The following is a 21,518-nucleotide window of genomic DNA, read 5'->3' as shown; positions in this document are numbered from 1 at the left end:
CCGTCGCTCACCGCGTCCACCATCCTGCCGCAGGGGAGGGGTCCGGCGCGATCCCCACCCGGCGAATCAGGGGGTGAATTGTGTGGATCAGATCCGCAATCCCCGACGAATCCGGATGCCGGGAGCCCGAGCATGCAGGCCATCGACCCCGCGGAACTGGACGCCCAGACCGGTGGCGACGCCGATCTGGCCCGTGAGGTCCTGGATCTGTTCGCCGGCCAGTGCCGGTCGATCCTGCCGCGCCTCGCCGACCCGGCCGTGCCGCGGGACACGCGCGCCGACCTCGCCCATACCCTGAAGGGCTCGGCCGCCGGCGTCGGGGCCGTGCGCGTGCGGGCCCTGGCGGATGCCGCGGAGGCGCGCCTACGGGACGGCACCGGGCCCGTGCCGGTCGACGACCTCGCGGACGCGGTCGCGCAAGCGCTGGCGGAGATCGCGGAGGCCCGGGCCTGACGGGGTCGCCGCAATGCGGCGATCGATCCGGGACCGGTGTCTAATGCCGCGCTTGCATTCCGCGTTTCCAGCCGCCAAGCAGGCACGCCGCCCGTCGGACAGAGTGCGCTCGACGCGAGCCCGGAGCCCCCAGCATGCCCAAGATCACCTACGTCGACCACGCCGGGACGGAGCGGACCGTCGAAGGCAGCGTCGGCGCGACCGTGATGGAGACGGCTCTGCGCAACAACGTGCCGGGCATCGACGCGGAGTGCGGCGGCGCCTGCGCCTGCGCCACCTGCCACGTCTACGTCGCCGACGCGTGGATCGAGGTGGTTGGCAAGGCCCAGGACATGGAGCAGGACATGCTCGACTTCGCCAGCGACGTCCGCGAGAATTCCCGCCTGTCCTGCCAGATCAAGATCACCCCGGCGCTCGATGGACTCGTGGTGACGACGCCGTCCCAGCAGGGCTGACAGGCCCTCCGATCGCGGAGCCGGCCGGGCCACGATGTCGCGGAGCGTCCCGATCCCCGCACCCTCATCCTGAGGCGCCGGAGCGCAACGGAGGCCTCGCAGGAGCCCTCCAGTCAGCGCCGCGATCCCTCGCGCCCGCCTTCTAGGCCCGCAGACGCGGGCACCTCAGGATGAGGCCGCGGATCGGCGCGACGAAGCCGGGGCATACCGAGCCTCACCGCACCAGCGCCCGGGCCGCCGCGTCGAGCCCGTCCAGGGTGAGGGGGAACATCCGGCCGGCGATCAGCCGCTGCATCATGCCGATCGACTGGGTGTAGCCCCAGTGCGTCTCGGGCACCGGGTTCAGCCACGCCGCCTTCGGGAAATGGTCGAGGAGCCGCTGCATCCAGACGGCGCCGGCCTCCGCGTTCCAGTGCTCCACCGAGCCGCCCGGCGTCGCGATCTCGTAGGGGCTCATCGAGGCGTCGCCCACGAAGACGAGCCGGTAGTCGCTGCCATAGGTGCGGATCACGTCGAGCAGCGGCGTCTGCGCCTCGTGCCGCCGCCGGTTCTCGGTCCAGACCGCCTCGTAGGGGCAGTTGTGGAAGTAGTAATGCGCGAGGTGCTTGAACTCCGAGCGCGCCGCCGAGAACAGCGCCTCCGCCTGCTCGATGTGCCAGTCCATCGAGCCGCCGACATCGAGGAACAGCAGCACCTTCACGGCGTTGCGCCGCTCCGGCCGCAGCTTCACGTCGATATAGCCCTGGCGGGCGCTCGCCCGGATCGTACCGTCGAGGTCGAGTTCCTCGGCCGCCCCCGTCCGGGCGAAGCGGCGCAGGCGCCGGAGGGCGAGGCGTAGGTTGCGCGCGCCGATCTCGCGGTCGTCGTCGAGATCCTTGAATTCCCGCTTGTCCCAGACCTTCACCGCCCGGAAGTTGCGGTTCCCGTCCTGGCCGATCCGGATCCCCTCGGGGTTGTAGCCGTAGGCGCCGAAGGGCGACGTCCCGCTGGTGCCGATCCATTTCGAGCCGCCCTGGTGGCGCCCCTTCTGCTCGGCGAGCCGCTGCTTCAGGGTCTCGAACAGCGTGTCCCAGCCGAGCGCCTTCAACTCCGCCTTCTCGGCCTCGGTCAGGTACTTCTCGGTGAGCTTGCGCAGCCACTCCTCGGGGATCGCCGCGGGCTCGACCGCCTCGCCGAGGGTCTGAAGCCCCTTGAACACCGTGCCGAACACCCTGTCGAACCGGTCGAGATGCGCCTCGTCCTTCACGAGCGCCGTCCGCGACAGGAAGTAGAACGCCTCGACATCGTGCCCGGCGAGGCCCCGGTCCAGGGCGCCGAGCAGGATGAGGTACTCCTTCAGGGAGACGGGGACCTTGGCGTCCCGGAGGGCCGTGAAGAACTGCAGCAGCATCCCGGGAGAACGCGCCAGCCGGGCGCCCGGGTCAAGCCCGCGCGAATCGGCCAAGGCCGCGCCGGGCGGCGCAGGACTTTCTGGGCCGGATTTCGAGTCTTCGGCGATGGTCGACAAGATTCATCGCCGTCGACGCGGCCGGATCTCGGGCCGAAGCGAGTCTCTCCGGGCCGATGGGACTCATAACCTGGGTATAAGTTGTCGAATCTGTTGATATGTGCCCGGACAAGCCTCGCCCGGTCACTCAATCGGTCATGGGAATCGCTCAACTCGGGGCATCGAGTGTGTGCGGACGCGGCGACGCGGTCCGGACCGGACTGGCGAGGAGACCTGCGATGGCGGTCATCCTGCGGAATCTGACGGAATTCAAGCGGTTTCTCGGGAAGCCGGGGGCGACGATTCAGCTGGTGCGCAACACCTTCATGGATCGCCAGCCGGAGGCGACCCGGGACGCGTATCGCGACAAGGGCATGTATGCCCCTCGGGCGGTGCAGGCCCTGTCGCGCAAGGCGGCGGTCTTCACCCTGCGCGGCTATCCCGGCACGGTCTGGCTCTATTGGGACAAGGGCGCCCGCGGCTGGCGCTTCTCCGGCGACACCGTGACGGTGCCCCTGGTCACCGGCCTCGGGCCGGCGGACGAGCTGGTCTACCGGTGCAGCTTCGCCGACGGGTTCGAGCCGGCGCCGCGCAGCCGCGTGACGCGGCGGCCCAAGCACGAGGACGCGCAGCCCGCCCTGATCTGACGGCATCGGCGGCTTGCGCGCACCGGCCCGCTTCAGGCCATGCCGGCCGCCGCGGCGGCGCGTGCCGCCCGCGTGAGTCCGGACGCGACCTTGTACTCCGTCGGCGTCTGCCCGAAGCGCTCCTTGAAGCGGCGGGAGAAGTGCGCCTGGCTGGCGAACCCGCATTGATACGCGATCAGGCCGACCGGCACGACGCCGTTGACCGGATCGGCCAGCTTCGCGTGCGCCAATTGCAGACGGCGCTCCCACATCCAATCCATCAGTGCGATGTTCTCCGCGCTGGCCACCTCCTGAAGCCGGCGGACCGAGATATTGAGCGCGGCCGCGACATCGTTGATCGACAGGCCCTCGACGCCGATATGGTCGATGATGAAAGCCCGCGCCCGGCTCAGGATCGCGGCGCCGCCCAGGGACCGGGGCGCGTCGGACTCCACTTTCTCCGCAAAGCCGGCCGCGATGAGTTGAACGGCAATCGCAGCCACGCGCGCCTGGCAGGCCGGATCGAGGGTCGCGCCATGCTTGATCAGCGCGGACAGGTACGAGACGATGATAGGAAAGCTGGTCTGCGTCGCGTCGATCGACAATCCCGTCAGGCACCGGGCCGGCCCCATTGCCAGCTCCAGCACCGCCCGCGGGATGAAGACATTGATGATGTCCAAGCCTTCAGGATGGGCACCCAGGAAGGGCTGGGTGTTGTCCAGGAGCGAGATCCCGCCGGCACTGGATCGATGGTATTGGCCGTGATCCAGATTGAAGGTCCGCTCCGACGCCAGGATGACGAGATAGAAATCGTTATCGGACGATCGGATGTGAGACCGCGTCCGGACCATGGCGTGGGGCGATCCGACGTAGTGCGCGATCGTGAGGTTGTCGACGGTCAGAGTGTTCAACGCGGCGCGAAAGTTCTTTCGCTCCAGATCCACGAACTCGAAACTGCCGAACATGGTTCGGCATGCCTCAACCCAGTAATCGAAACGTGTCTGGAGCGGCACCGCGTCCGTGTTCATCCGCACGGTCGCGTATTCTGATATGTCCCGATCACCGCCGACCCGCGGAAATCGGCCGTCCCCCTCATACATCGCGACCTCGCTCGACGCCGCACGCACGGATCGGCGGGAAGACCCGGATGGCGAGCCGGTCTTGCGCCGCCGGTTGAACGTTACGTGACGCGCAGAACATCAGGAGACCGCTTTTAGCCATCACGGGCTTCACCTCGCATCAGACGCGCACCGGTCGAATGCCGCAATCCTACAGGGCGAAATCTTGAGCCAATCTCACCTGCAATCGCACCGCGCCCTCAGAGGCACCTGCGGGCGAAGACAAAATTCGCAGAGATCGAATCGATTTCAGCCAAACAAAGAACTACTTAGGCAAATATTCCGTAATATCGTATTTGAACACGCGACCCCTAGCAGCACGCACTACAGACTTCACGCGAAAAAAATTTGGCGCCGCTTTCTGTTCGAATCAATCGCGTCGAAAGATTTCGACGTCTCCTGCGCCTGCCGGCCGCCGCCGCAGCACGACTTGGCTGAAGCTGGGAAGCGGCCGGCGTTGGACGCGGCAGGACCCGCAACCGGGCCTGGGACAGCCAGGCAGTCGTGATCCTGCCCTTGGTCGGGCGGCGGAATCGGCACGCTCTCCGGTTCCGCAGACGGACAGCGGACGCGCTACCGCGGCGGCGCCCCGCTGGTTCGGCAGGGCTGCGGCTCACGCCTCCTGTCACGCCTCCTGGCCGGCCGCCTCCTGGCGCTCGGGCTCGCGCTTGGCCGGCGGCTTGCCCAGAGCCTTGCCCACCGTGCGGCGGGCACGGAAGATCGGCTTCGCCTCGTTCTCGCGCTTCTTCAGCAGGGTCCGGTACTCGTCCCGCCGCTCGTGGATCGACGCGATGACGAGCCCCATCGGCACGCCGACATCGACCAGCACGGCCTCCGAGAGCTGCAGGGAGGCCTCGATCGTCTCCGGCACCGCGTCGTCGACGCCGAGTTCGTAGAGGGACGACGCGTGGCGGGCGTCGCGGGCCCGGGCCACGATGGTCAGGTCCGGCCGCTCGGCCCGGGCCGCCACCACCGCCGCCTCGACGGCGCGCGGGTTGTCCAGGGTGACGACCAGGGCCCGGGCCGTGGCGATGTCGCAGCGGCGCAGCATCTCGGTGCTGCCGCTGTCGCCGAAATAGACCGGCGCCCCGGCGCGGCGCTGCTCGGCCACCCGCGCGGCGTCGGAATCGAGGGCGAGGTACGGGATCTGGTGCCGCTCCAGCATCTCACCGACCTGCCGGCCGACGCGGCCGAAGCCCGCGACGATCACCCGGTTGTCCACCCGCTCCGGCACCGGCTCGGCCTTGGCGGCGGCCTGGGCGCTGGCCGTCGCCCGCATCTTGAGCCGGCGGCCGACGGCGGCGAGCGCCGGGATCATGATCATGGTGACGGTGGTCACCACGAGGGCGGCCGCGCCGACCTCCTCCGGCACGAGCCCGGTGGCCATGGCGCCGCCGATCAGCACGTAGGCGAACTCGCCGCCCGGCCCGAGCAGCAGCGCCGTCTCCAGCGCCACGGGCCGGGGGATCTTCAGGACCGGAGCCGCCATCATCACCACGGCGGCCTTGATCAGGACCAGCGCCAGGGACAATCCGAGGATCGCGCCGGGGCTCGCCATGAGCTGGGCCGGGTCCAGGTTCATGCCCACCGAGACGAAGAACACGCCGAGCAGGAGGCCCTTGAACGGGTCGATCGTCGCCTCGATCGCCCGGCGGTACTCGGTCTCGGCCAGCAGAAGGCCGGCCACGAAGGCGCCGAGCGTCATCGACAGGCCGCTCGCCGCCGCGGTCAGCGCCGTGCCGACGATGACCAGCAGGCAGGCGGCCATGAACAGCTCGGTGGAGCGCGTGCGCGCCACCAGCTGGAACAGCGGGCGCAGGGCGAGGCGGCCGGCGACCACGATCAGGACCAGCGCGATCGCCGCCTGCCCGAGCGCCATGGCCAGCGCCCAGCCCTTGTCGCCGCCGTCGTCGCGGCCGAGCACCGCGATGGCGAACAGGACCGGCGCCACCGCCAGATCCTGGAACAGCAGGACCGCGAAGCTGGTGCGGCCGGTGGGCGCGTTCAGCCGCTTCTGCTCGGCCAGCACCGGCAGCACCACGGCGGTGGAGGACAGGGCGAGGCCGATGCCGACGATCGCCGCGCCGGTGAGCGGCACGCCGAGCCCGTACAGGATCGCCCCGAGGATCAGCGCGGAGCAGCCCACCTGCAGGGAGCCGAGGCCGAAGACCAGCCGGCGCAGCACCCGCAGGCGCTCCCAGGACAGCTCGATCCCGATCATGAACATCAGGAAGATCACGCCGAATTCGGCGAGGTGCGCGATCTCGGCCCGGTTGCCGATGGTGAAGAGGTGCACGGAGGGATAGGTGTCGGCCAGCCGGCCGAGGCCGAAGGGTCCGAGCAGGGCGCCGGCGCCGATGAAGCCGAGCACCGGCGAGATCCGCAGGCGGTGGAACAGCGGCACCACGATGCCCGCTGTGACGAGGAACAGGATCGCTTCCTTGTAGGAGCCGGCATGGACCTCTGGCATCGGCGGCGGATCGAACCTCGTCTCTCGGGGCTGCGGGGGGACGCCGATCACGGCTTCGCGATCATGGGTCGTCGCCGTGCTGCGGGCAACCGCTTTCAGGCCGGGAACGGGCCGGCGCAGGTGCGCTCCGACACAAGCCGGATACATCGATCGGGTGAGACATTTCCGCCACCGGGGCGATGCTGCGGGCGATCACCCGGTGGATGTGTACGGCGGGTGTGTGCAACGCGGCTCAAAATCGGCACAATGGGCGCATACACGCCTGAGTTAACCGGGGGTTAAGCTCGGCCGGGCCCTGCCCGGAACTGGACCGGATGGATGCGACGAGGCCGATGATCTCCATCAAATCGATATTCTCCGGTCCGACAGCGCCCCCCAGCCGCGATCGCGAGCGCGAGAAGCGCGAGTGGAAGCTCGAGTCGGACCGCTGGCGCCACCAGCGCCACGTCGAGAAGGGCTACCGCATCAAGTGGGGCTACGTGGCAATCGCGTACCTCGTCGAGTTCATGGTGATCGGCGCCTCGCTCTGGGGCGCGTGGCTGTTCGCCGGCGTCTACAGCGACGGCGACTGGCACGCCTTCTACTTCATGCTGCTGGCGCCCCTGGTCTACGCCGCGGTGGAGCTGTGCCGGGTGCCGCTGGGCATCCTGGCGCGCACCCAGCGCTCGCATTTCGTGCGCGGGCTGGCGGTGCTGGGCATCATCTTCGCGGCGGGCGTGACCACCAAGTCGGTGTCGCAGCTCGGCGAGATGATGTTCCATCCCCGCCTGATGGAGGCGGCCCGGACCAAGACGGCCCTGAAGGACGCCCAGGCCGACCGTGCCACGATCGGCGACCGCATCAAGGCGGCGGACGAACGCGTGGCCCAGTACACGGCCGAACTCGACCAGATCGAGAAGCGCTCCGCCGACAACGCCCAGCAGCTCGCCGGCCTGCCGGCCCAGCGCTGCGAGCGGGTCTTCGGCACCAACAGCAAGGGCCGGAAGTACCAGAACCTGAAATGCGTGGCCGATCCGCGGGTCGCCGCCCTGTCGCAGGGTGTCGCCAAGGCGTCCGCCGACCGCGCCGGGATGATCAAGGACCTGGAGGAGGCCCGCAAGGCCCGCGCCGCCCTCGATCCCGGCGCCGCCGACCGGCGCGTGGCCGATGCCGAGCAGGGTTACCGCAACGCGGTCAACCGCTCGCAGCTCCATTCCTTCACCGCCATGGTCTACGGCGTCGACCCGATCGACGTGACCGAGAGCCAGGTCCACGCCTTCCTGCGGATCTTCGTATTCCTGCCCGCGGTCTGCGCCGCCTTCGCGTCGACGATCCTGGCCCTCTGCGCGGTCTCGACCCGCCGGACCTTCATGGACGAGGACGACCTCGGCGCCGCCGTGAACCCGGAAGCGGCGCCGTACATGCTCGACGCGATCGCCGACGCCCTGCGTTCGAACCCTGAGCCGATCCTGCCGCGGGCCGCCAACGCCTCGGGGGCAGTGATCCCGATGAACCGCCCGGCGCAAGGCCAGCAGGCGCTGCCCAACCAGGCCCATCCGGGCCAGACCCTCCCTGCCGCTGGAGCCGGCGCATGAACTACGTCGCGAGCGGGACCCCCGAGAACATCGCCCTCGCCCAGCAGGTGAATTCCCGCCTGCGGGCGGATTCGAGCTACGTCGCCGCCCGGGCCTTCCTGTTCCGGGCGCTGGGTTTCGGCGCCTTCGCGTGCCTCGCCGGGATCGGCATCGGGGCGGCGGCCTATGGCTGGGCGACGCTCAACCAGTTCGACACCGCGGCGGAGAAGATCGCCGCCGCCATGCAGGCCGCCCTCTCGGACGTGACCCTGAAGACCAAGGGCGAGGTCACGCTGACCGACAACGTCTTGAAGCTCGAAGGCCTGCCCAAGGCATCCGCGTCGCCGACCCCCACCAAGGCGCAGCTCGGCAGCGACGCGGCCCCGGCCTCGAAGGCGACGGTGAACACCACCTTCACGGTGTTCAAGCAGGTGCCCTATCTCGACGGGCAGATCGTGACCGGCTGGAACTTCAAGGACAGCGCCGACCAGCCCTACCAGCAATATTGCTACTTCTCCCGCCGCACGGCCGAGGCGAAGGGGCAGGTCGAGATCAAGATCGACCTCGCCATGGACGGCAAGACCCTGCCGCAGCCGCAGAAGTCGGACGTGAACCTGGAGATCCTGGCCCGGAACTGCGTCTGGCACGAGAAGGGCTGACCAGGTCCCGAGGTTGAGCTCGGATCTCCACCCTCATCCTGAGGTGCCGGAGCGCAGCGGAGGTCTCGGAAGAGGCCTCCATCCGGCCGCGCGTTCCCCAAAAGCCTTCCTGCGGGGCTCGCTGACGCGGGCGTCTCAGGATGCGGACGCGGGTCGGATCCGGCGCCGCGCTTGCGGCCCGGCTGCGCGCCGCGTTACCCCTGGGCTCAAGCCCCTCTCTCCGAGACCGCGATGCGCTTTTCCGGAACCGAGACCTACGTCGCGACCCCCGACCTCACCGCGGCGGTCAACGCCGCGGTGGTGCTGGAACGCCCGCTCCTGGTGAAGGGCGAGCCCGGCACCGGCAAGACGGTGCTGGCCGAGGAGATCGCCAGGGGACTCGGCGCGCCGCTGATCGTCTGGAACATCAAGTCGACCACCAAGGCGCAGCAGGGTCTCTACGAGTACGACGCGGTCTCGCGCCTGCGCGACTCCCAGCTCGGCGATCCCCGGGTCTCGGAGATCGGGAACTACATCCGGCGCGGCAAGCTCTGGGAGGCGTTCACCGCGCCCGAGCGCCCGGTCCTGCTGATCGACGAGATCGACAAGGCCGATATCGAGTTCCCCAACGACCTCCTCACCGAACTCGACCGGATGGAGTTCCACGTCTACGAGACCGGCGAGACCGTCAAAGCCGTGCGCCGGCCGATCGTGATCATCACGTCGAACAACGAGAAGGAGCTGCCGGACGCCTTCCTGCGCCGCTGCTTCTTCCACTACATCAAGTTCCCCGACGCCGAGACGCTGCAGCGCATCGTCGACGTCCACTATCCGGGCATCAAGCACCGCCTCGTCGAGGAGGCCCTGCGGACCTTCCTGGCCTTGCGCGAGGTGCCGGGCCTGAAGAAGAAGCCTTCGACCTCGGAACTGCTCGACTGGCTGAAGCTCCTCGTCTCCGAGGACATCGCCCCCGAGACCCTGCGCGAGCAGGACAGCCGCAAGCTGATCCCGCCCCTGCACGGGGCGCTCCTGAAGAACGAGCAGGATGTCAGCCTCTTCGAGAAGCTGGCCTTCATGATGCGCCGGGACCAGCGCGGCGGCTGAATTCGCGTGAAGACCCGAGGACTCCCGCCAGAGGAGCCCGGGACAGGGACGGAGCGTGCGGCATGGGCGAGATCGCGATCGTCGGCGGCGGCGTGATGGGGCACGGCATCGCCCTGGTGCTGGCGCTCGGCGGCCACGGCGTGCGGATCACCGACACGTCACCGGAGACCCGCGCGCGGGTGCCCGGCCTGATGGAATCGGCGCTGGCCACCCTGCAGGAGGCAGGGGCCGCGCCCGCGGGCTGGGATGCCGAGCGACTGGCACGGGCCGTCCGGGTCGAGGCGGCGCTGGACGCGGCGGTGGCGGGCGCCGGCCTCGTCATCGAGGCGATCACCGAGAACCCGGAGGCGAAGCGCGCCCTGTTCGCCGAGCTCGACCGGCTCTGCCCGGCCGACGCGATCCTCGCCAGCAACACCAGCTATCTCGACGTGTTCCCGCTGATCCCGGAGGCCCGGCAGGCGCGGGCGCTGATCCTGCACTGGTACACGCCGCCCTACATCGTCGACCTCGTCGACGTGGTCCCGGGGCCCGGCACGGATCCGGCGGTGGTCGCCGCCATGGCCGACCTCGTGCGCGGCCTCGGGCAGGTCCCGATCGTGCTGAAGCGCTTCATCCCCGGCTACATCGCCAACCGCATCCAGCAGGCGATCAGCGCCGAGGTGTTCCGGCTCCTCGACGAGGACGTCGCCGCGCCGCGGGACATCGACGATGCGATCATCCACGGACTCTCCTTGCGCATCCCGATCCTCGGCCACCTCGCCAAGGCCGACTTCACCGGCCTGGAGCTGACGCAGCGCGCGCTCGCCAACGGCAGCTACGCGCCGCCGCCGCCGCGCACCCGCTCCGAGACCCTCGACGCCCTCTGCGCCGCGGGCCGGACCGGGGTGATGGCGGGGCGCGGCTATTTCGACTGGGGCGGCCGGGCGCCCGCGGAGCTGTTCCGCGAGCGCGACCGCAAGCTCCTGGCGCTCAAGGCGGCGATGGCCGGGATCGGCCGGATGGAGGGATCATGATCGGAGCGGACCTGTCCGGACGGCGCGTCCTCGTCACCGGAGCCTCGTCGGGCATCGGCCTCGCGACGGTGGAAATCTTCGCCCGCAACGGCGCCGCGGTGGCGCTGAATCACCTGCCCGACGATCCCCGCGGTCCCGCCGAGGTCGCGCGACTTGCCGGGACGGGGCTCTCGGTGCTCGCGCTGCCCGGGGACGTGTCGCGGGCGGGCGAGGCCGAGGCGATGGTGGCGGCCGGGATCGACCGGCTCGGCGGCCTCGACGTGCTCGTCAACAATGCCGGAACGTCGGGCACGACCACGCCCATCGCCTTCGAGGATCTCGACGCGATGAGTGAGGATTTTTGGGCCACGATCCTGGCGACCAACCTCCTCGGGCCGTTCCGCTGCGCCCGGGCCGCGGCCGCGACCCTCAAGGCGAGCCGGGGCGCCATCGTCAACACCGCCTCGGTGGCCGGGCTCGGGCGGCGGGGCTCTTCGGTGGCCTACGCGGCCAGCAAGGCCGGGCTGATCAACCTGACCCGCAGCCTCGCCCGGGCGCTGGCGCCCGACGTGCGGGTCAACGCGGTGGCGCCGGGCCTCGTGGCCACGCCCTGGACCGAGCCCTGGTCGGAGGCGCGCAAGGCCTCGACGGTGGAGCGCACGATGCTCGGCCGCATGGCCCGGCCGGAGGACATCGCCGAGACGATCTTCTTCCTCGCGGCGGGGGCGGCCTACATCACCGGCGAGACGATCACGGTCGACGGCGGGGCGATCTGAGCCCGGGGAGGATACGATGTCGAGCACCACCGTCATCACCTGTGCCCTCACGGGCTCCTTCGACACGCCGAAGAAGAATCCGGCCGTGCCGGTGAGCCCGAAGGCCATCGCCCAGTCGGCCCTCGAGGCCGCCGCCGCCGGGGCCGCGGTGGTCCACATCCACGTCCGCGATCCCGAGACCGCCGCGCCCAGCATGGAGTTGGCCCATTACCGCGAGGTGGTGGAACGGATCCGCGACCAGAACGACAGCGTGATCCTCAACCTGACCACGGGGGCGGGGGGCCGGTTCGTGCCCGGCGATCCCGATCCGGCCGTCGCCGGCCCGGGCACCACCTTCGTGAGCCCGGAAGCCCGCACCCGGCACGTGGCGGCACTCACACCCGAGATCTGCACCCTCGACGTCGCCACGATGAATTTCGGCGAGCACCTGTTCCTCAACACCCCCGGCCACCTGCGGGCAATGGCGGGTCACATCCGCGACGCGGGCGTGAAGCCCGAGATCGAAGTGTTCGATCTCGGCCAGATCGAGCTGGCCCGGCACCTGATCGCCGAGGGGCATCTGGCGCGGCCGCCGCTGTTCCAGATCTGCCTCGGCATTCCCTGGGGAGCGCCGGCGACACCGGAAGCCCTGGTGGCGATGCGCGCCCGGCTGCCGGAGGACGCGGTCTGGTCGGCCTTCGGCATCGGCCGTGAGGAGTTCCCGATCCTCGCGGTCGCCGCCGGCATGGGCGGCAACGTCCGCGTCGGGCTGGAGGACAACCTGTACCTGTCCCGCGGCACCCTCGCGCCGAGCAACGCCGCGCTGGTGGAGAAGGCCGTGAACCTGCTGGCCCATATCGACCGTGCGCCGGCCACGCCCGATCAGGCGCGGGCGATCTTCGGGCTGGCGCCGCGGGGCGGTTGAGAGTCCGGTCGCCGCCGCTCACCCGTCATCACGTGCGCAGCGAAGACGGGGTGGCGCCTCGGAGAAGCGAATGCCCGTCCGCGATCACCGAAGCGTCGTCGCGGGCGGGGAAGGCGGCCCCTGACGGAACGCCCGCATCCTCACGCGTTGCCGTATCGACCGCGATCCCCCCCGGATAGTCTGCACCCTGAGAAGAACCGAGCGGCGATCAACGCCGCCGCGTTCGGACAAACAGGGAGAGAGACATGACGGTCCGCCACCACGTCGCGCGACTGCTCGGGAGCTTGTGCGCGCTCGGCGCCGGCGCCGCCTTCGCGGCCGACCTCGTCCCGGTGAAGATCGGCGTCCTGAACGACCGCTCGGGCGTCTACTTCGATTCCACCGGCGAGGGCTCGGTGGTGGCCGCCCGCATGGCGGTCGAGGACTTCAAGCCGGAGGCGCACGGGCTGAAGGTCGAGGTCGTCTCCGCCGACCACCAGAACAAGCCCGATGTCGGCGCCTCCGTCACCCGGCAATGGTACGACCGCGACGGCGTCGACGCGGTGTTCGACGTGCCGACCTCCTCGGTGGCGCTCGCCATCGCGCAGATCACCAAGGAGAAGAACAAGGCCTTCATCAACTCGGGCGGCGGCACCGCCGACCTCACCGGGCCGGCCTGCACGCCCAACACCGTGCACTGGACCTACGACACGGCGGCGCTCGCCAACGGCACCGGCAAGGCGATGCTCAAGCGCGGCGGCAAGACCTGGTACTTCATCACCGCCGACTACGCCTTCGGCCTCGCCCTGGAGCGCGACACCAAGGCCGTGGTGGAGAAGAACGGCGGCACGGTCGTCGGCGGCGTGCGCACGCCCTTCCCGAACCCGGACTTCTCCTCGTTCCTTCTCCAGGCCCAGGCCTCGGGGGCGCAGGTGATCGGGCTCGCCGATGCCGGCCTCGACGCCGCCAACGCCATCAAGCAGGCGCACGAGTTCGGCATCCGCCAGGGCGGCCAGAAGATCGCCGCCCTGCTGATCGCCATCACCGACATCCACTCGCTGGGCCTGGAGGTGGCGCAGGGGCTCGACTTCACGGCCTCGTTCTACTGGGACCTCAACGACGGCACCCGCGCCTTCGCGGAGCGGTTCGAGAAGCGCATGCCCGGCAAGAAGCCGACCTCGTACCAGGCGGGCGTCTACGCCAGCACGCTGCACTACCTGAAGGCGGTGGCGGCCCTGCATTCGGCCAAGGACGGCGCCGCCGTGGTGGCCAAGATGAAGGAGATGCCCACCGACGACCCGCTGTTCGGCAAGGGCTCGATCCGGCCGGACGGGCGCAAGATCCACCCGATGTACCTGTTCGAGGCCAAGGCGCCCTCCGAGTCGAAGGGCGCGTGGGACCTCTACAAGGTGCTGGAGACGATCCCCGCCGAGCAGGCCTTCCGCCCGATGAGCGAGGGCGGCTGCCCGATGGTGGCCGGCATGACCGCGAAGTAGGGGCCCGAGCTATCCCACCAAACCCCTCAGCCTGAGGTGCCGCGCAGCGGCCGCGAAGGAGGGCTCCAGGGATCGCGGCGGTATCGGGAGGGCTCCTTCGAGGCTTCCGCTTCGCTCCAGCACCTCAGGATGAGGGCGGGGGTCGGATGAGCGCCTCTCACGCCGCCCCGATCCGGTCGAGCGCCGCCATGGCCTCCTCCGGCAGGCTGAGTTCCGCCGCCGCGAGGTTCTCGCGCAGGTGGCCGAGGGACGACGTCCCCGGGATCAGCAGGATGTTGGGCGACCGGCGGAGCAGCCACGCGAGCGCCACCTGCATCGGCGTCGCGCCGAGCCCGGCGGCCACCTCCGACAGGGTGCCCGATTGCAGCGGGCTGAACCCGCCCAGCGGGAAGAACGGCACGTAGGCGGTGCCGGAAGCCGCGAGGGCGTCGATGAAGGCGTCGTCGCCCCGGTGGGCGAGATTGTACTGGTTCTGCACGCAGACGATGTCGGCGATCCGGCGCCCGTCCGCGACCTGACGCGGCGTGGCGTTGCTCAGGCCGATCCGGCGGATCAGCCCCCGGCGCTGGAGATCGGCCAGCACGGTGAGCGGCGCCTCGACCGGGCCCTCCGCCGGCCCGTGGACGTCGAACATCAGGCGCAGGTTGACCACGTCGAGGGCCTCGACGCCGAGGTTGCGCAGGTTGTCGTGGACCGCCTGCGTCAGCTCCGCGGCCGAGAAGGCCGGGTTCCACGAGGCGTCGGCCCCGCGCTTCGCGCCGACCTTGGTGACGATCACGAGGTCGTCCGGGTAGGGGTGCAGCGCCTCGCGGATGATCTGGTTGGTGACGTGCGGCCCGTAGAAGTCGCTGGTGTCGATGTGGTCGACGCCCGCGGCGACGGCCGCGCGCAGCACCGCGATGGCGGCGGCGCGGTCCCTGGGCGGCCCGAACACGCCCGGCCCGGCGAGTTGCATGGCCCCGTAGCCGAGCCGCTTCACCCTGCGGTCGCCGAGTTGGAACGTGCCGGCCTGCGCGATGTCGGTCATGACGGATCTCCTGTTCGCGTCCCGGATGTAGACGCCAGCGATTCGACCGATAAGCGGTGACAATCGGCACGGGCTGTGCGGATCTTCGAACAATGACCCAGGATCTCACGGACCTCGCCGCCTTCGTGACCGTGGCGCGGGCCGGCGGCTTCCGCGAGGCCGCCCGCGCCGGGGGCGGGAGCGCGTCGCGCCTCAGCGAGGCGGTGCGCCGGCTGGAGACGGGGCTCGGCGTGCGCCTCCTGAACCGCACCACCCGCAGCGTCGCGCCCACCGAGGCGGGCATGCGCCTGCTGGAGCGGCTCGGCCCGGCTTTGGCCGAGGTGGAATCCGCCCTCGACGTGGTGAACGGGTTTCGCGACCGGCCGGCCGGGACGCTGCGGCTCAACGTGCCGTTGAGCGCGGCGCGCCTCGTCCTGCCGGCCCTCGTGCCGCCCTTCCTGGCGGCCTACCCGGAGATCCGCCTGGAGGTGGTCGTCGAGGACGGGTTCGTCGACGTGCTGGCGGCGGGCTGCGACGCCGGGATCCGCTACGACGAGCGGCTGGAGCAGGACATGATCGCCGTGCCGATCGGCCCGCGGCGGCAGCGCTTCGCCACCGCCGCGTCCCCGGCGTATCTCGACCGGCGCGGCCGGCCGGAGCATCCGCGCGACCTCCTCGCCCATGCCTGCCTGCTCGGCCGGTTCCCGAGCGGCGCCCTGACGGCGCCCTGGGAGTTCGAGCGCGACGGCGACATCGTCCGGGTGGACCCGTCCGGGCCGCTGATCGTGCGGGTCGCCGCCAGCGACCTCGCGGTGGAAGCCGCGGTCGCGGGTACCGGGATCGTCCACCTTTTCGAGGACTGGCTGCGCCCGCAGCTCGCGAGCGGCGCCCTGGAGCCGGTGCTGGAACCCTGGTGGCAGGTCTTCTCCGGCCCGTTCCTCTACTATCCGGGCCGGCGGCTCTTGCCGGCGCCCCTGCGCGCCTTCGTGGATTTCGTCGGCGCGCAGGCGTCGCGCGCTAGAACCGGAGGGTGAAGGTGCCCTTCACGGCCTGATCCTGGGCGCGGGCGCCGGTCTGGCCGGTATAGGCCACACCCAGGCTCGCGTTCGGCGCCACCGCCAGATCGAGCCCGACCTGCGCCACCAGCGCGTCCCGGTCGATCGGCACGCCCGCGCTCAGGAAGGCCGGGCCCGTGCCGAACCGCAGCAGGGCCGTCGGCACCACGTCGCCGAAGGCCCGCCGGTAGCCGACCAGACCCCGCAGCGTCACCGGAAGACCCAACCCCAGCTCCAGGCCCGTCTGCGCCCGCACCCCCACGGTCGCCGCGCCCAGATCGTAGTCCCGCGCGACGCTCGCCAGCGCCGCCGCGCCCCCGGTCTCCGCGAAGGCGTCCCGCCGGATGCCGACATACGCCCCGCCGACGAACGGCTCGACGTAGGAGGCCGCCGGCGGCACCGGCACCGCGACGCCGTCCCTCGACACCAGAGCCGCCGGAGCCGGCTGGCCGAGCGCGATCCTCCAGCCGATCTCGCCGAAACCCTGCACCGTATAGCCGCCGCCATGGCCGCTCAGCGTGTCCGACAGCCCGTACAGCACCGCCCGCCGGGTGCGCGTGTCGGTCTCGGCGTAGAGCGCCCCCAGCCGCAGCGACAACGGCCCGACCTCATAGCCGCCATACAGGCCGCCGAAGCCGCTCTTGAGCGTGGCGCTCTCCGCCCGGCTCGTGCCGCCGGACCGGCCGGCGCTGTCGAGATACGCCTCCGTGTAGCCGCCGACCACGCCGACGCGCAGCCCGTTCGACACGCGGACATCCGCGCCCGCCGCGAAGCCGGCGATCTGCCGGTCGAGGTTGAACGCGTTGCCGCCGCCCTCGGCCGTGCCGAAGGCGCCGAAGCCCTGGCCCCAGAGCCCGAACACCTGCGGGTCGAGCGTCCGCACCGGCACGCCCGCCACCACCGGCTGGCGCCCCGGCAGGTCGGCCGCGTAGGCGGCCGGCAGGGTGCCGTAATCGAGCCCGGTGCCGGGGCTGCCCCAGCGCAGGCGGTCGAGCACCGCCTCGCGCACGAAGAACGCGGTCTCGTAGGCGGTGGACACGGTGCCGGCATGGATGTCGCCGGCCAGCGCCCGGAAGCCGGCATCGGCCTCGGCCGTGGTGAAGGCGACCGCCGCGTCGAAGAGCCGGCCCGGGCCGGCCGCCTGGACGGCGTTGGCCGCCGCCATGCCGTTGCGGCTGGTGGCTGACGCGGCGAACGGCACGTCGTTGCGGGTGAGGGTCAGGTCGACCGCGTCGGTCCGGTAGCGCAGGCCCGGGCTGAGGAAGGCGAGGTTCGCCGTCACGCCGGCGAACTGGCCCGAGACGCCGCCGGCGGCGGAGAGGATCGTGTAGGTGGTGCGCGGGTTGTAGGCGCCCGAGGCGGCCAGCACCTGGACGGTGCCGCCCGACAGGGTGGCGCTGCCGGTGGCGGCGATGCGGTCGGCCTGTCCGGCGGCGTTGGCCTCGACCCGGTAGGTCGAGCCGGCCGCGAAGGCGGCATTGCCGGCGACGGTGAGCGTGCCGATGGAGTTGCCGGGAGACACGGTGCCCCCCGAGAGTGCGCCGATCCCGCCCACCGTGCCGGAGCCGCCGAGCTCCGCCCCCGGCAGCACCGACACGACCGAGTTGGCGAGGGAGCCGTTCACCGCGAGCCGTCCGGCCTGAACCGTGGTGGCGCCGCTCAGCGTGCTGAGGCCGGTGAGCGTGAGGGTGCCGGCATTGGTCTTGGTCAGGGTCCCGGAACCCGAGATGGCGTTGGCCAGCGTCCCGTCGACGGATTGATCGACCACGAGGGTAGCGTTGTCGACGATCGCGCCCGTGCCGAAGGCACCCGCATGGCCGACCAGCGTCCCGCCGCCGATCGTCGTGCCGCCCGCGTAGGTATTGGCGCCGGCCAGCACCAGGGTACCGCTGCCGAGCTTCTCGAGGCTGCCCGCGCCGCCGATATCGTTGCGCCACACATCGTAGGCCGAGAAGCCGCCCTTGGCCGCATCCAGGGTGACGCTGACGGGACCGTTGAAGGCCCCGTAGCCGTCGGCGGCGGCGAACAGGTTGATGCGGTCGTAGCCCAGGCCGTTGTCGAGGAATCCGCCGGAGGGAAGCTCGGTGGTGGCGATCACGTCGCGGCGCTGCGCCGCCGTGAGGTAGGGGAAGCGCGTCGCGAGCAGCGCCTCGGCGCCCGTCGGGACCACCGGCGGCAGATTGGTGGGTCCGACCGAGGGGAGACCGTAGGTGAGGCGCGCCGTGTAGGCGGCCTTGTTGCGCGCGTAATCGGAGAAGCGGTCGGTGGCGGGATCGACCGCGGCGTGGGCGCACCGTTCCAGCGGCCCGCCGCAGGCCTGGCTCAGGTAGCTCTGGGCCTGCGCGACGGCGTCCGCCAGCAGGGTCGCGTTGGCCGGGTCGTTGAGCGCCCGGATGGCGAAGTAGGTCGCCAGCACGCGGCCGCCGATCACGTCGGTGGGCGAGTGCATCCCCGCCTCGATGCGGTTGTCACCGAGCTCGCTGGCGCGGGTGAGCAGTTCCTGGAACCGCTGCGGGACCGCGTAGGCCAGGGCGAGGGCCGAGAGGTAGGCGGCGTTGGTGTGGCCGCTCGGGAAGCCGCCATCCGTCGCGGGCGTCGGGCTCTTCTCCGGCACGAGGGAGGGCGGCACGACGAAGCCGAGGCTCTCGCCGTTCAGGCTCTGCCGCCACGGGCGCGGGTAGCTGTAGGCGTCCTTGGCCGGGCTGGTGGAGGCGTTGGTCCGGAACACGTTGACCAGCTGCACGACCTTCCCGAGGGGCGACGTCGTCACGCCGGCGCCGGTGCCCTGGTCGACATACTGGACGCGGGACGTGGTCGCGTCGAAGGCCGGGATCGTGGTGGTCGCCCCGGACCCCGCCAGATAGGCCTCGGTCAGCGGGCCGAGGCCGTCGATGACGCTGTAGCTCTGGTTGCGGCGGTCGTCGTAATAGGCGGCGACCTCCTGCGCGAGAGTCCGCTCCCGTGCCCGCTCGGCGACGATCTGGATGTTGCGCAGCAGGAGGGGCGCCCCGAGGGCCGTGGGCGATCCGGTGTCGTAGGTCCGTCCGGGGATCCAGATCCGCCCGAAGCCCGACAGGATGTCGACGCCGTTGCCCGCACCGGGCGTCTGTGCCTGGGCGCCCGAACCGAGCATCGCGACCGCCAGAGCGGCGATTGAGACCCCATATCCCCGTTTCATGATGCGCTCCCCGACACCGCCCCGTCCGGCCGGTCGCGCGCCCCATATCCAAGATCATCGATGGAAAATCGTCATATTTCGTTCAAAATCTGACGTATTCTCGATTCGTATCTTCAGAGCAACACTCTGTAAGTCGGCTTATTTTCGAATAATATACCGAGATAGCCGGATTTAATCTATCACATTATCCGTCAATAACTGGGTTTTGGTCTTCGATTGCCGCGTACGTGCGGCCGCACCTGAATAGCCGCGCCCGAGGTCGGACGCGGTTGCAGGGGTCGGGGCCAGGCGGGGCAGGGGAGGCGGCCCGGATTGCGCCCGGGCGGATCCGGTGCCGAAGCGACCCGGCGGGATGCCGTGCGAATCGCCCGGCGGCGCGTGCGGATGCCGCCGGGACCGGCGGCCGGGCCTACTTCGGCAGTTCGAACACCGTGAGCTGCCCGCCCGGCGCCGTGTATTGCGACAGGGCCGCGTAGCCGCCGACCGCCCCCGAACCGTCGGCGGGATCGGTGAGCCCGGCCGCCAGACCGATCCCGGCCCAGCCGCCGACCCCGGAGAGCACCGCCACGTACTGCTTCCCGTCGTGCAGGTAGGTGGTGACGTTGCCGACGATGCCGGACGGCGTCTTAAACCGGTAGAGCTCGTGCCCGTCCCGGGCATCGACCGCCTTCAGGTAGCCCTCCAGCGTGCCGTAGAAGACCACGTTGCCGGCGGTGGCCAGCGCCCCCGACCAGACCGAGAAGGCTTCCGGGATCGTCCAGGCGATCCGGCCCTTGGCGCCGTCCCAGGCGATGAACGCCCCGGTCCGGTCCGAGCCCTCCGGCGGGTGCAGGGTGAGCGTCGCGCCGACATAGGGCTGGCCGGGCGTGTAGGTGACCCGGAACGCCTCGTAATCCATGCACATGTGGTTGGTCGGCACGTAGAACAGCCGGGTCAGGGGCGAGTAGGCCGCGGGCTGCTGGTTCTTGGCGCCCAGCGCCCCGGGGCAGATGTTCTTGGTCACCTCCTCCTCGTCGGCCTCCCCGGGCGCATAGCGCTTGTCGACCACCGGCCGGCCGTAATCGGGGGCGGCGGGGTCCATCACGATCCGGCTGGCCCAGTTGACCGTGGGATCGAACTTCTCCGCCACCAGCACTTCGCCCGTGGCGCGGTCGAGCGTGTAGCCGAAGCCGTTCCGGTCGAAATGGGTCAGCACCTTGCGCGACCGGCCGGCGATCACCTGCTCGGTGAGGATCATCTCGTTGACGCCGTCATAGTCCCACTGGTCGTGGGGGGTCATCTGGTAGACCCAGCGGGCCATGCCCGTGTCGGCGTCGCGGGCGATGATCGCCATGGACCAGCGGTTGTCGCCGGGGCGCTGGGACGGGTTCCAGGTCGCGGGGTTGCCGGTGCCGTAATAGACGAGGTTCAGGTCGGGATCGTAGGAGAACCAGCCCCAGCTGCAGGCGCCGCCGGTCCGCCATTGGTCGCCCTCCCAGCTCGTCAGCGAGGAATCCTTGCCGATCGGGCGCCCGAGTTCGGTCGTCGTCTCCGGATCGACCAGCATGTCGGCATCGGGCCCGGTGGCGTAGGCGCGCCAGAGGCGCCGGCCCGTCGCCTGATCGTAGGCGGTGACGTGGCAGCGCGCCCCGTACTCGCCCCCCGCGAGCCCGACAATGAGCTTGCCGTGGACCGGCAGGACCGTGGCGGTGTTGGTCTCCCCCCGGCCCGGATCGCCGTTCTTCACCGACCACAGCACCCGGCCGGTCTCGGGGTCGAGGGCGACCACGGTGGTGTCGGCCTGCTGCAGGAACAGCCGCCCGTCCGCGTAGGCCAGCCCGCGGGAGACCGTGTCGCAGCACATGACGGCGATGACGCCGGCCTCCTGCCGGGGGGCGTAGCGCCACAGGATTCGGCCGTCATGGTCGAGGTCGAGGGCGTAGACCACGTTGGGGAAGGGCGTGTGCACGATCATCACGTGCCCGACCACGATCGGCGCGCCCTCGTGGCCGCGCAGGACGCCGGTGGAGAAGGTCCAGGCGACCTTCAGGCGCCCGACATTGCCGGCGTCGATCTGGGCGAGATCCGAATAGCGGGTGTTGGCGTAGTCCAGGGTCTGGAGGACCGGCGCGGGTCCGGCCGAGGCCGCGCCGGCGAGGCCGGCGAGCGGCAGGGCCGCGAGGAGGGAAGCGCGCATCCTGAAAATCCTCCCGCCGCGCGGTCGCCGGCGCACCGGATCCCGCCCGGACC

At 70.7% G+C, this 21,518-nt stretch carries 17 protein-coding genes; 11 read left to right on the top strand and 6 right to left on the bottom strand.

Annotated elements, in window-relative coordinates:
- Positions 1 to 132 precede the first annotated feature (132 nt).
- Together ABIC70_RS06565 and ABIC70_RS06560 are read left to right on the top strand one after the other, a co-directional pair.
- Complete coding sequence (locus ABIC70_RS06565) at positions 133 to 453, top strand: Hpt domain-containing protein (protein WP_075380151.1); 321 nt, start codon at positions 133 to 135, stop codon at positions 451 to 453.
- Positions 454 to 587: 134 nt separating this feature from the next.
- The gene (locus ABIC70_RS06560; protein WP_043347410.1) at positions 588 to 908 is read left to right on the top strand and encodes a 2Fe-2S iron-sulfur cluster-binding protein; all 321 of its coding nucleotides are present in this window, start codon (positions 588 to 590) and stop codon (positions 906 to 908) included.
- Positions 909 to 1,122: 214 nt separating this feature from the next.
- Here ABIC70_RS06560 and ABIC70_RS06555 read toward each other — a convergent pair whose 3' ends face one another.
- Positions 1,123 to 2,298, bottom strand: a complete 1,176-nt coding sequence (locus ABIC70_RS06555) for a vWA domain-containing protein (protein ID WP_354439226.1) — start codon at positions 2,296 to 2,298, stop codon at positions 1,123 to 1,125.
- 335 nt (positions 2,299 to 2,633) lie between these two features.
- Between ABIC70_RS06555 and ABIC70_RS06550 the strand changes: the two genes are divergently transcribed.
- A complete protein-coding gene (locus ABIC70_RS06550; protein WP_043347415.1) occupies positions 2,634 to 3,041 on the top strand; it encodes a hypothetical protein in 408 nt (135 codons plus the stop codon).
- A 32-nt stretch (positions 3,042 to 3,073) separates the two neighbouring features.
- Here ABIC70_RS06550 and ABIC70_RS06545 read toward each other — a convergent pair whose 3' ends face one another.
- Both ABIC70_RS06545 and ABIC70_RS06540 read right to left on the bottom strand, forming a co-directional pair.
- Complete coding sequence (locus tag ABIC70_RS06545; protein ID WP_182592256.1) at positions 3,074 to 4,048, bottom strand: helix-turn-helix domain-containing protein; 975 nt, start codon at positions 4,046 to 4,048, stop codon at positions 3,074 to 3,076.
- Positions 4,049 to 4,763: 715 nt separating this feature from the next.
- Entirely contained in the window at positions 4,764 to 6,608 is a 1,845-nt protein-coding gene (locus ABIC70_RS06540; RefSeq protein ID WP_043347418.1) for a cation:proton antiporter domain-containing protein, read from the bottom strand.
- Positions 6,609 to 6,922: 314 nt separating this feature from the next.
- Here ABIC70_RS06540 and ABIC70_RS06535 point away from each other — a divergent pair, with 314 nt between their 5' ends.
- The 7 genes from ABIC70_RS06535 (at position 6,923) to ABIC70_RS06505 (ending at position 14,050) form a co-directional block, all read left to right on the top strand.
- Positions 6,923 to 8,182, top strand: a complete 1,260-nt coding sequence (locus tag ABIC70_RS06535) for a hypothetical protein (RefSeq protein ID WP_043347420.1) — start codon at positions 6,923 to 6,925, stop codon at positions 8,180 to 8,182.
- Positions 8,179 to 8,820, top strand: a complete 642-nt coding sequence (locus tag ABIC70_RS06530) for a hypothetical protein (RefSeq protein WP_043347422.1) — start codon at positions 8,179 to 8,181, stop codon at positions 8,818 to 8,820. The genes ABIC70_RS06535 and ABIC70_RS06530 overlap by 4 nt, the downstream gene beginning before the upstream one ends.
- Before the next feature lie 231 nt (positions 8,821 to 9,051).
- Entirely contained in the window at positions 9,052 to 9,903 is an 852-nt protein-coding gene (locus ABIC70_RS06525; RefSeq protein WP_043347425.1) for an AAA family ATPase, read from the top strand.
- Between the two features lie 62 nt (positions 9,904 to 9,965).
- Positions 9,966 to 10,916 (top strand): 3-hydroxyacyl-CoA dehydrogenase family protein, encoded by a 951-nt coding sequence (locus ABIC70_RS06520; protein ID WP_182592255.1) that lies wholly within the window; start codon positions 9,966 to 9,968, stop codon positions 10,914 to 10,916.
- Positions 10,913 to 11,671 carry an SDR family NAD(P)-dependent oxidoreductase gene (locus tag ABIC70_RS06515; RefSeq protein ID WP_053608470.1) on the top strand — a complete coding sequence of 253 codons (759 nt, stop codon included), beginning with the start codon at positions 10,913 to 10,915 and terminating at the stop codon, positions 11,669 to 11,671. Before ABIC70_RS06520 ends, ABIC70_RS06515 begins: the two co-directional genes overlap by 4 nt.
- Before the next feature lie 16 nt (positions 11,672 to 11,687).
- On the top strand, positions 11,688 to 12,575 hold the full coding sequence (locus ABIC70_RS06510; protein ID WP_182592254.1) for a beta-keto acid cleavage family enzyme: 888 nt from the start codon (positions 11,688 to 11,690) through the stop codon (positions 12,573 to 12,575).
- 245 nt (positions 12,576 to 12,820) lie between these two features.
- Positions 12,821 to 14,050, top strand: coding sequence for an ABC transporter substrate-binding protein (locus ABIC70_RS06505; RefSeq protein ID WP_182592253.1), 1,230 nt, complete (start codon positions 12,821 to 12,823; stop codon positions 14,048 to 14,050).
- Between the two features lie 157 nt (positions 14,051 to 14,207).
- On the opposite strand, the gene ABIC70_RS06500 is transcribed toward ABIC70_RS06505, so the two are convergent.
- Positions 14,208 to 15,077: an aldo/keto reductase family oxidoreductase gene (locus ABIC70_RS06500; protein ID WP_182592252.1), complete on the bottom strand. Its 870-nt coding sequence runs from the start codon at positions 15,075 to 15,077 to the stop codon at positions 14,208 to 14,210.
- 92 nt (positions 15,078 to 15,169) lie between these two features.
- On the opposite strand from ABIC70_RS06500, the gene ABIC70_RS06495 reads away from it, so the two are divergent.
- The gene (locus tag ABIC70_RS06495; RefSeq protein ID WP_043757148.1) at positions 15,170 to 16,090 is read left to right on the top strand and encodes a LysR family transcriptional regulator; all 921 of its coding nucleotides are present in this window, start codon (positions 15,170 to 15,172) and stop codon (positions 16,088 to 16,090) included.
- On the opposite strand, the gene ABIC70_RS06490 is transcribed toward ABIC70_RS06495, so the two are convergent.
- Together ABIC70_RS06490 and ABIC70_RS06485 are read right to left on the bottom strand one after the other, a co-directional pair.
- A complete protein-coding gene (locus ABIC70_RS06490) occupies positions 16,074 to 19,289 on the bottom strand; it encodes an autotransporter domain-containing protein (protein WP_354439224.1) in 3,216 nt (1,071 codons plus the stop codon). The genes ABIC70_RS06495 and ABIC70_RS06490 overlap by 17 nt on opposite strands.
- 409 nt (positions 19,290 to 19,698) lie before the next feature.
- Positions 19,699 to 21,465 carry a methanol/ethanol family PQQ-dependent dehydrogenase gene (locus ABIC70_RS06485; RefSeq protein ID WP_279901550.1) on the bottom strand — a complete coding sequence of 589 codons (1,767 nt, stop codon included), beginning with the start codon at positions 21,463 to 21,465 and terminating at the stop codon, positions 19,699 to 19,701.
- Positions 21,466 to 21,518: the final 53 nt, after the last annotated feature.

This window comes from Methylobacterium sp. 1973 (assembly GCF_040545035.1).
Lineage (GTDB): Bacteria > Pseudomonadota > Alphaproteobacteria > Rhizobiales > Beijerinckiaceae > Methylobacterium > Methylobacterium fujisawaense.
This window is presented reverse-complemented; position numbering and strand designations above follow the sequence as displayed.

What these genes read in the sequence shown, in the direction of transcription:
- ABIC70_RS06565 (WP_075380151.1), top strand. Translation starts at nt 133, where the DNA reads ATGCAGGCCATCGACCCCGCGGAACTGGACGCCCAGACCGGTGGCGAC.
- ABIC70_RS06560 (WP_043347410.1), top strand. Translation starts at nt 588, where the DNA reads ATGCCCAAGATCACCTACGTCGACCACGCCGGGACGGAGCGGACCGTC.
- ABIC70_RS06555 (WP_354439226.1), bottom strand. Translation starts at nt 2,298, where the DNA reads ATGCTGCTGCAGTTCTTCACGGCCCTCCGGGACGCCAAGGTCCCCGTC.
- ABIC70_RS06550 (WP_043347415.1), top strand. Translation starts at nt 2,634, where the DNA reads ATGGCGGTCATCCTGCGGAATCTGACGGAATTCAAGCGGTTTCTCGGG.
- ABIC70_RS06545 (WP_182592256.1), bottom strand. Translation starts at nt 4,048, where the DNA reads ATGAACACGGACGCGGTGCCGCTCCAGACACGTTTCGATTACTGGGTT.
- ABIC70_RS06540 (WP_043347418.1), bottom strand. Translation starts at nt 6,608, where the DNA reads ATGCCAGAGGTCCATGCCGGCTCCTACAAGGAAGCGATCCTGTTCCTC.
- ABIC70_RS06535 (WP_043347420.1), top strand. Translation starts at nt 6,923, where the DNA reads ATGGATGCGACGAGGCCGATGATCTCCATCAAATCGATATTCTCCGGT.
- ABIC70_RS06530 (WP_043347422.1), top strand. Translation starts at nt 8,179, where the DNA reads ATGAACTACGTCGCGAGCGGGACCCCCGAGAACATCGCCCTCGCCCAG.
- ABIC70_RS06525 (WP_043347425.1), top strand. Translation starts at nt 9,052, where the DNA reads ATGCGCTTTTCCGGAACCGAGACCTACGTCGCGACCCCCGACCTCACC.
- ABIC70_RS06520 (WP_182592255.1), top strand. Translation starts at nt 9,966, where the DNA reads ATGGGCGAGATCGCGATCGTCGGCGGCGGCGTGATGGGGCACGGCATC.
- ABIC70_RS06515 (WP_053608470.1), top strand. Translation starts at nt 10,913, where the DNA reads ATGATCGGAGCGGACCTGTCCGGACGGCGCGTCCTCGTCACCGGAGCC.
- ABIC70_RS06510 (WP_182592254.1), top strand. Translation starts at nt 11,688, where the DNA reads ATGTCGAGCACCACCGTCATCACCTGTGCCCTCACGGGCTCCTTCGAC.
- ABIC70_RS06505 (WP_182592253.1), top strand. Translation starts at nt 12,821, where the DNA reads ATGACGGTCCGCCACCACGTCGCGCGACTGCTCGGGAGCTTGTGCGCG.
- ABIC70_RS06500 (WP_182592252.1), bottom strand. Translation starts at nt 15,077, where the DNA reads ATGACCGACATCGCGCAGGCCGGCACGTTCCAACTCGGCGACCGCAGG.
- ABIC70_RS06495 (WP_043757148.1), top strand. Translation starts at nt 15,170, where the DNA reads ATGACCCAGGATCTCACGGACCTCGCCGCCTTCGTGACCGTGGCGCGG.
- ABIC70_RS06490 (WP_354439224.1), bottom strand. Translation starts at nt 19,289, where the DNA reads ATGAAACGGGGATATGGGGTCTCAATCGCCGCTCTGGCGGTCGCGATG.
- ABIC70_RS06485 (WP_279901550.1), bottom strand. Translation starts at nt 21,465, where the DNA reads ATGCGCGCTTCCCTCCTCGCGGCCCTGCCGCTCGCCGGCCTCGCCGGC.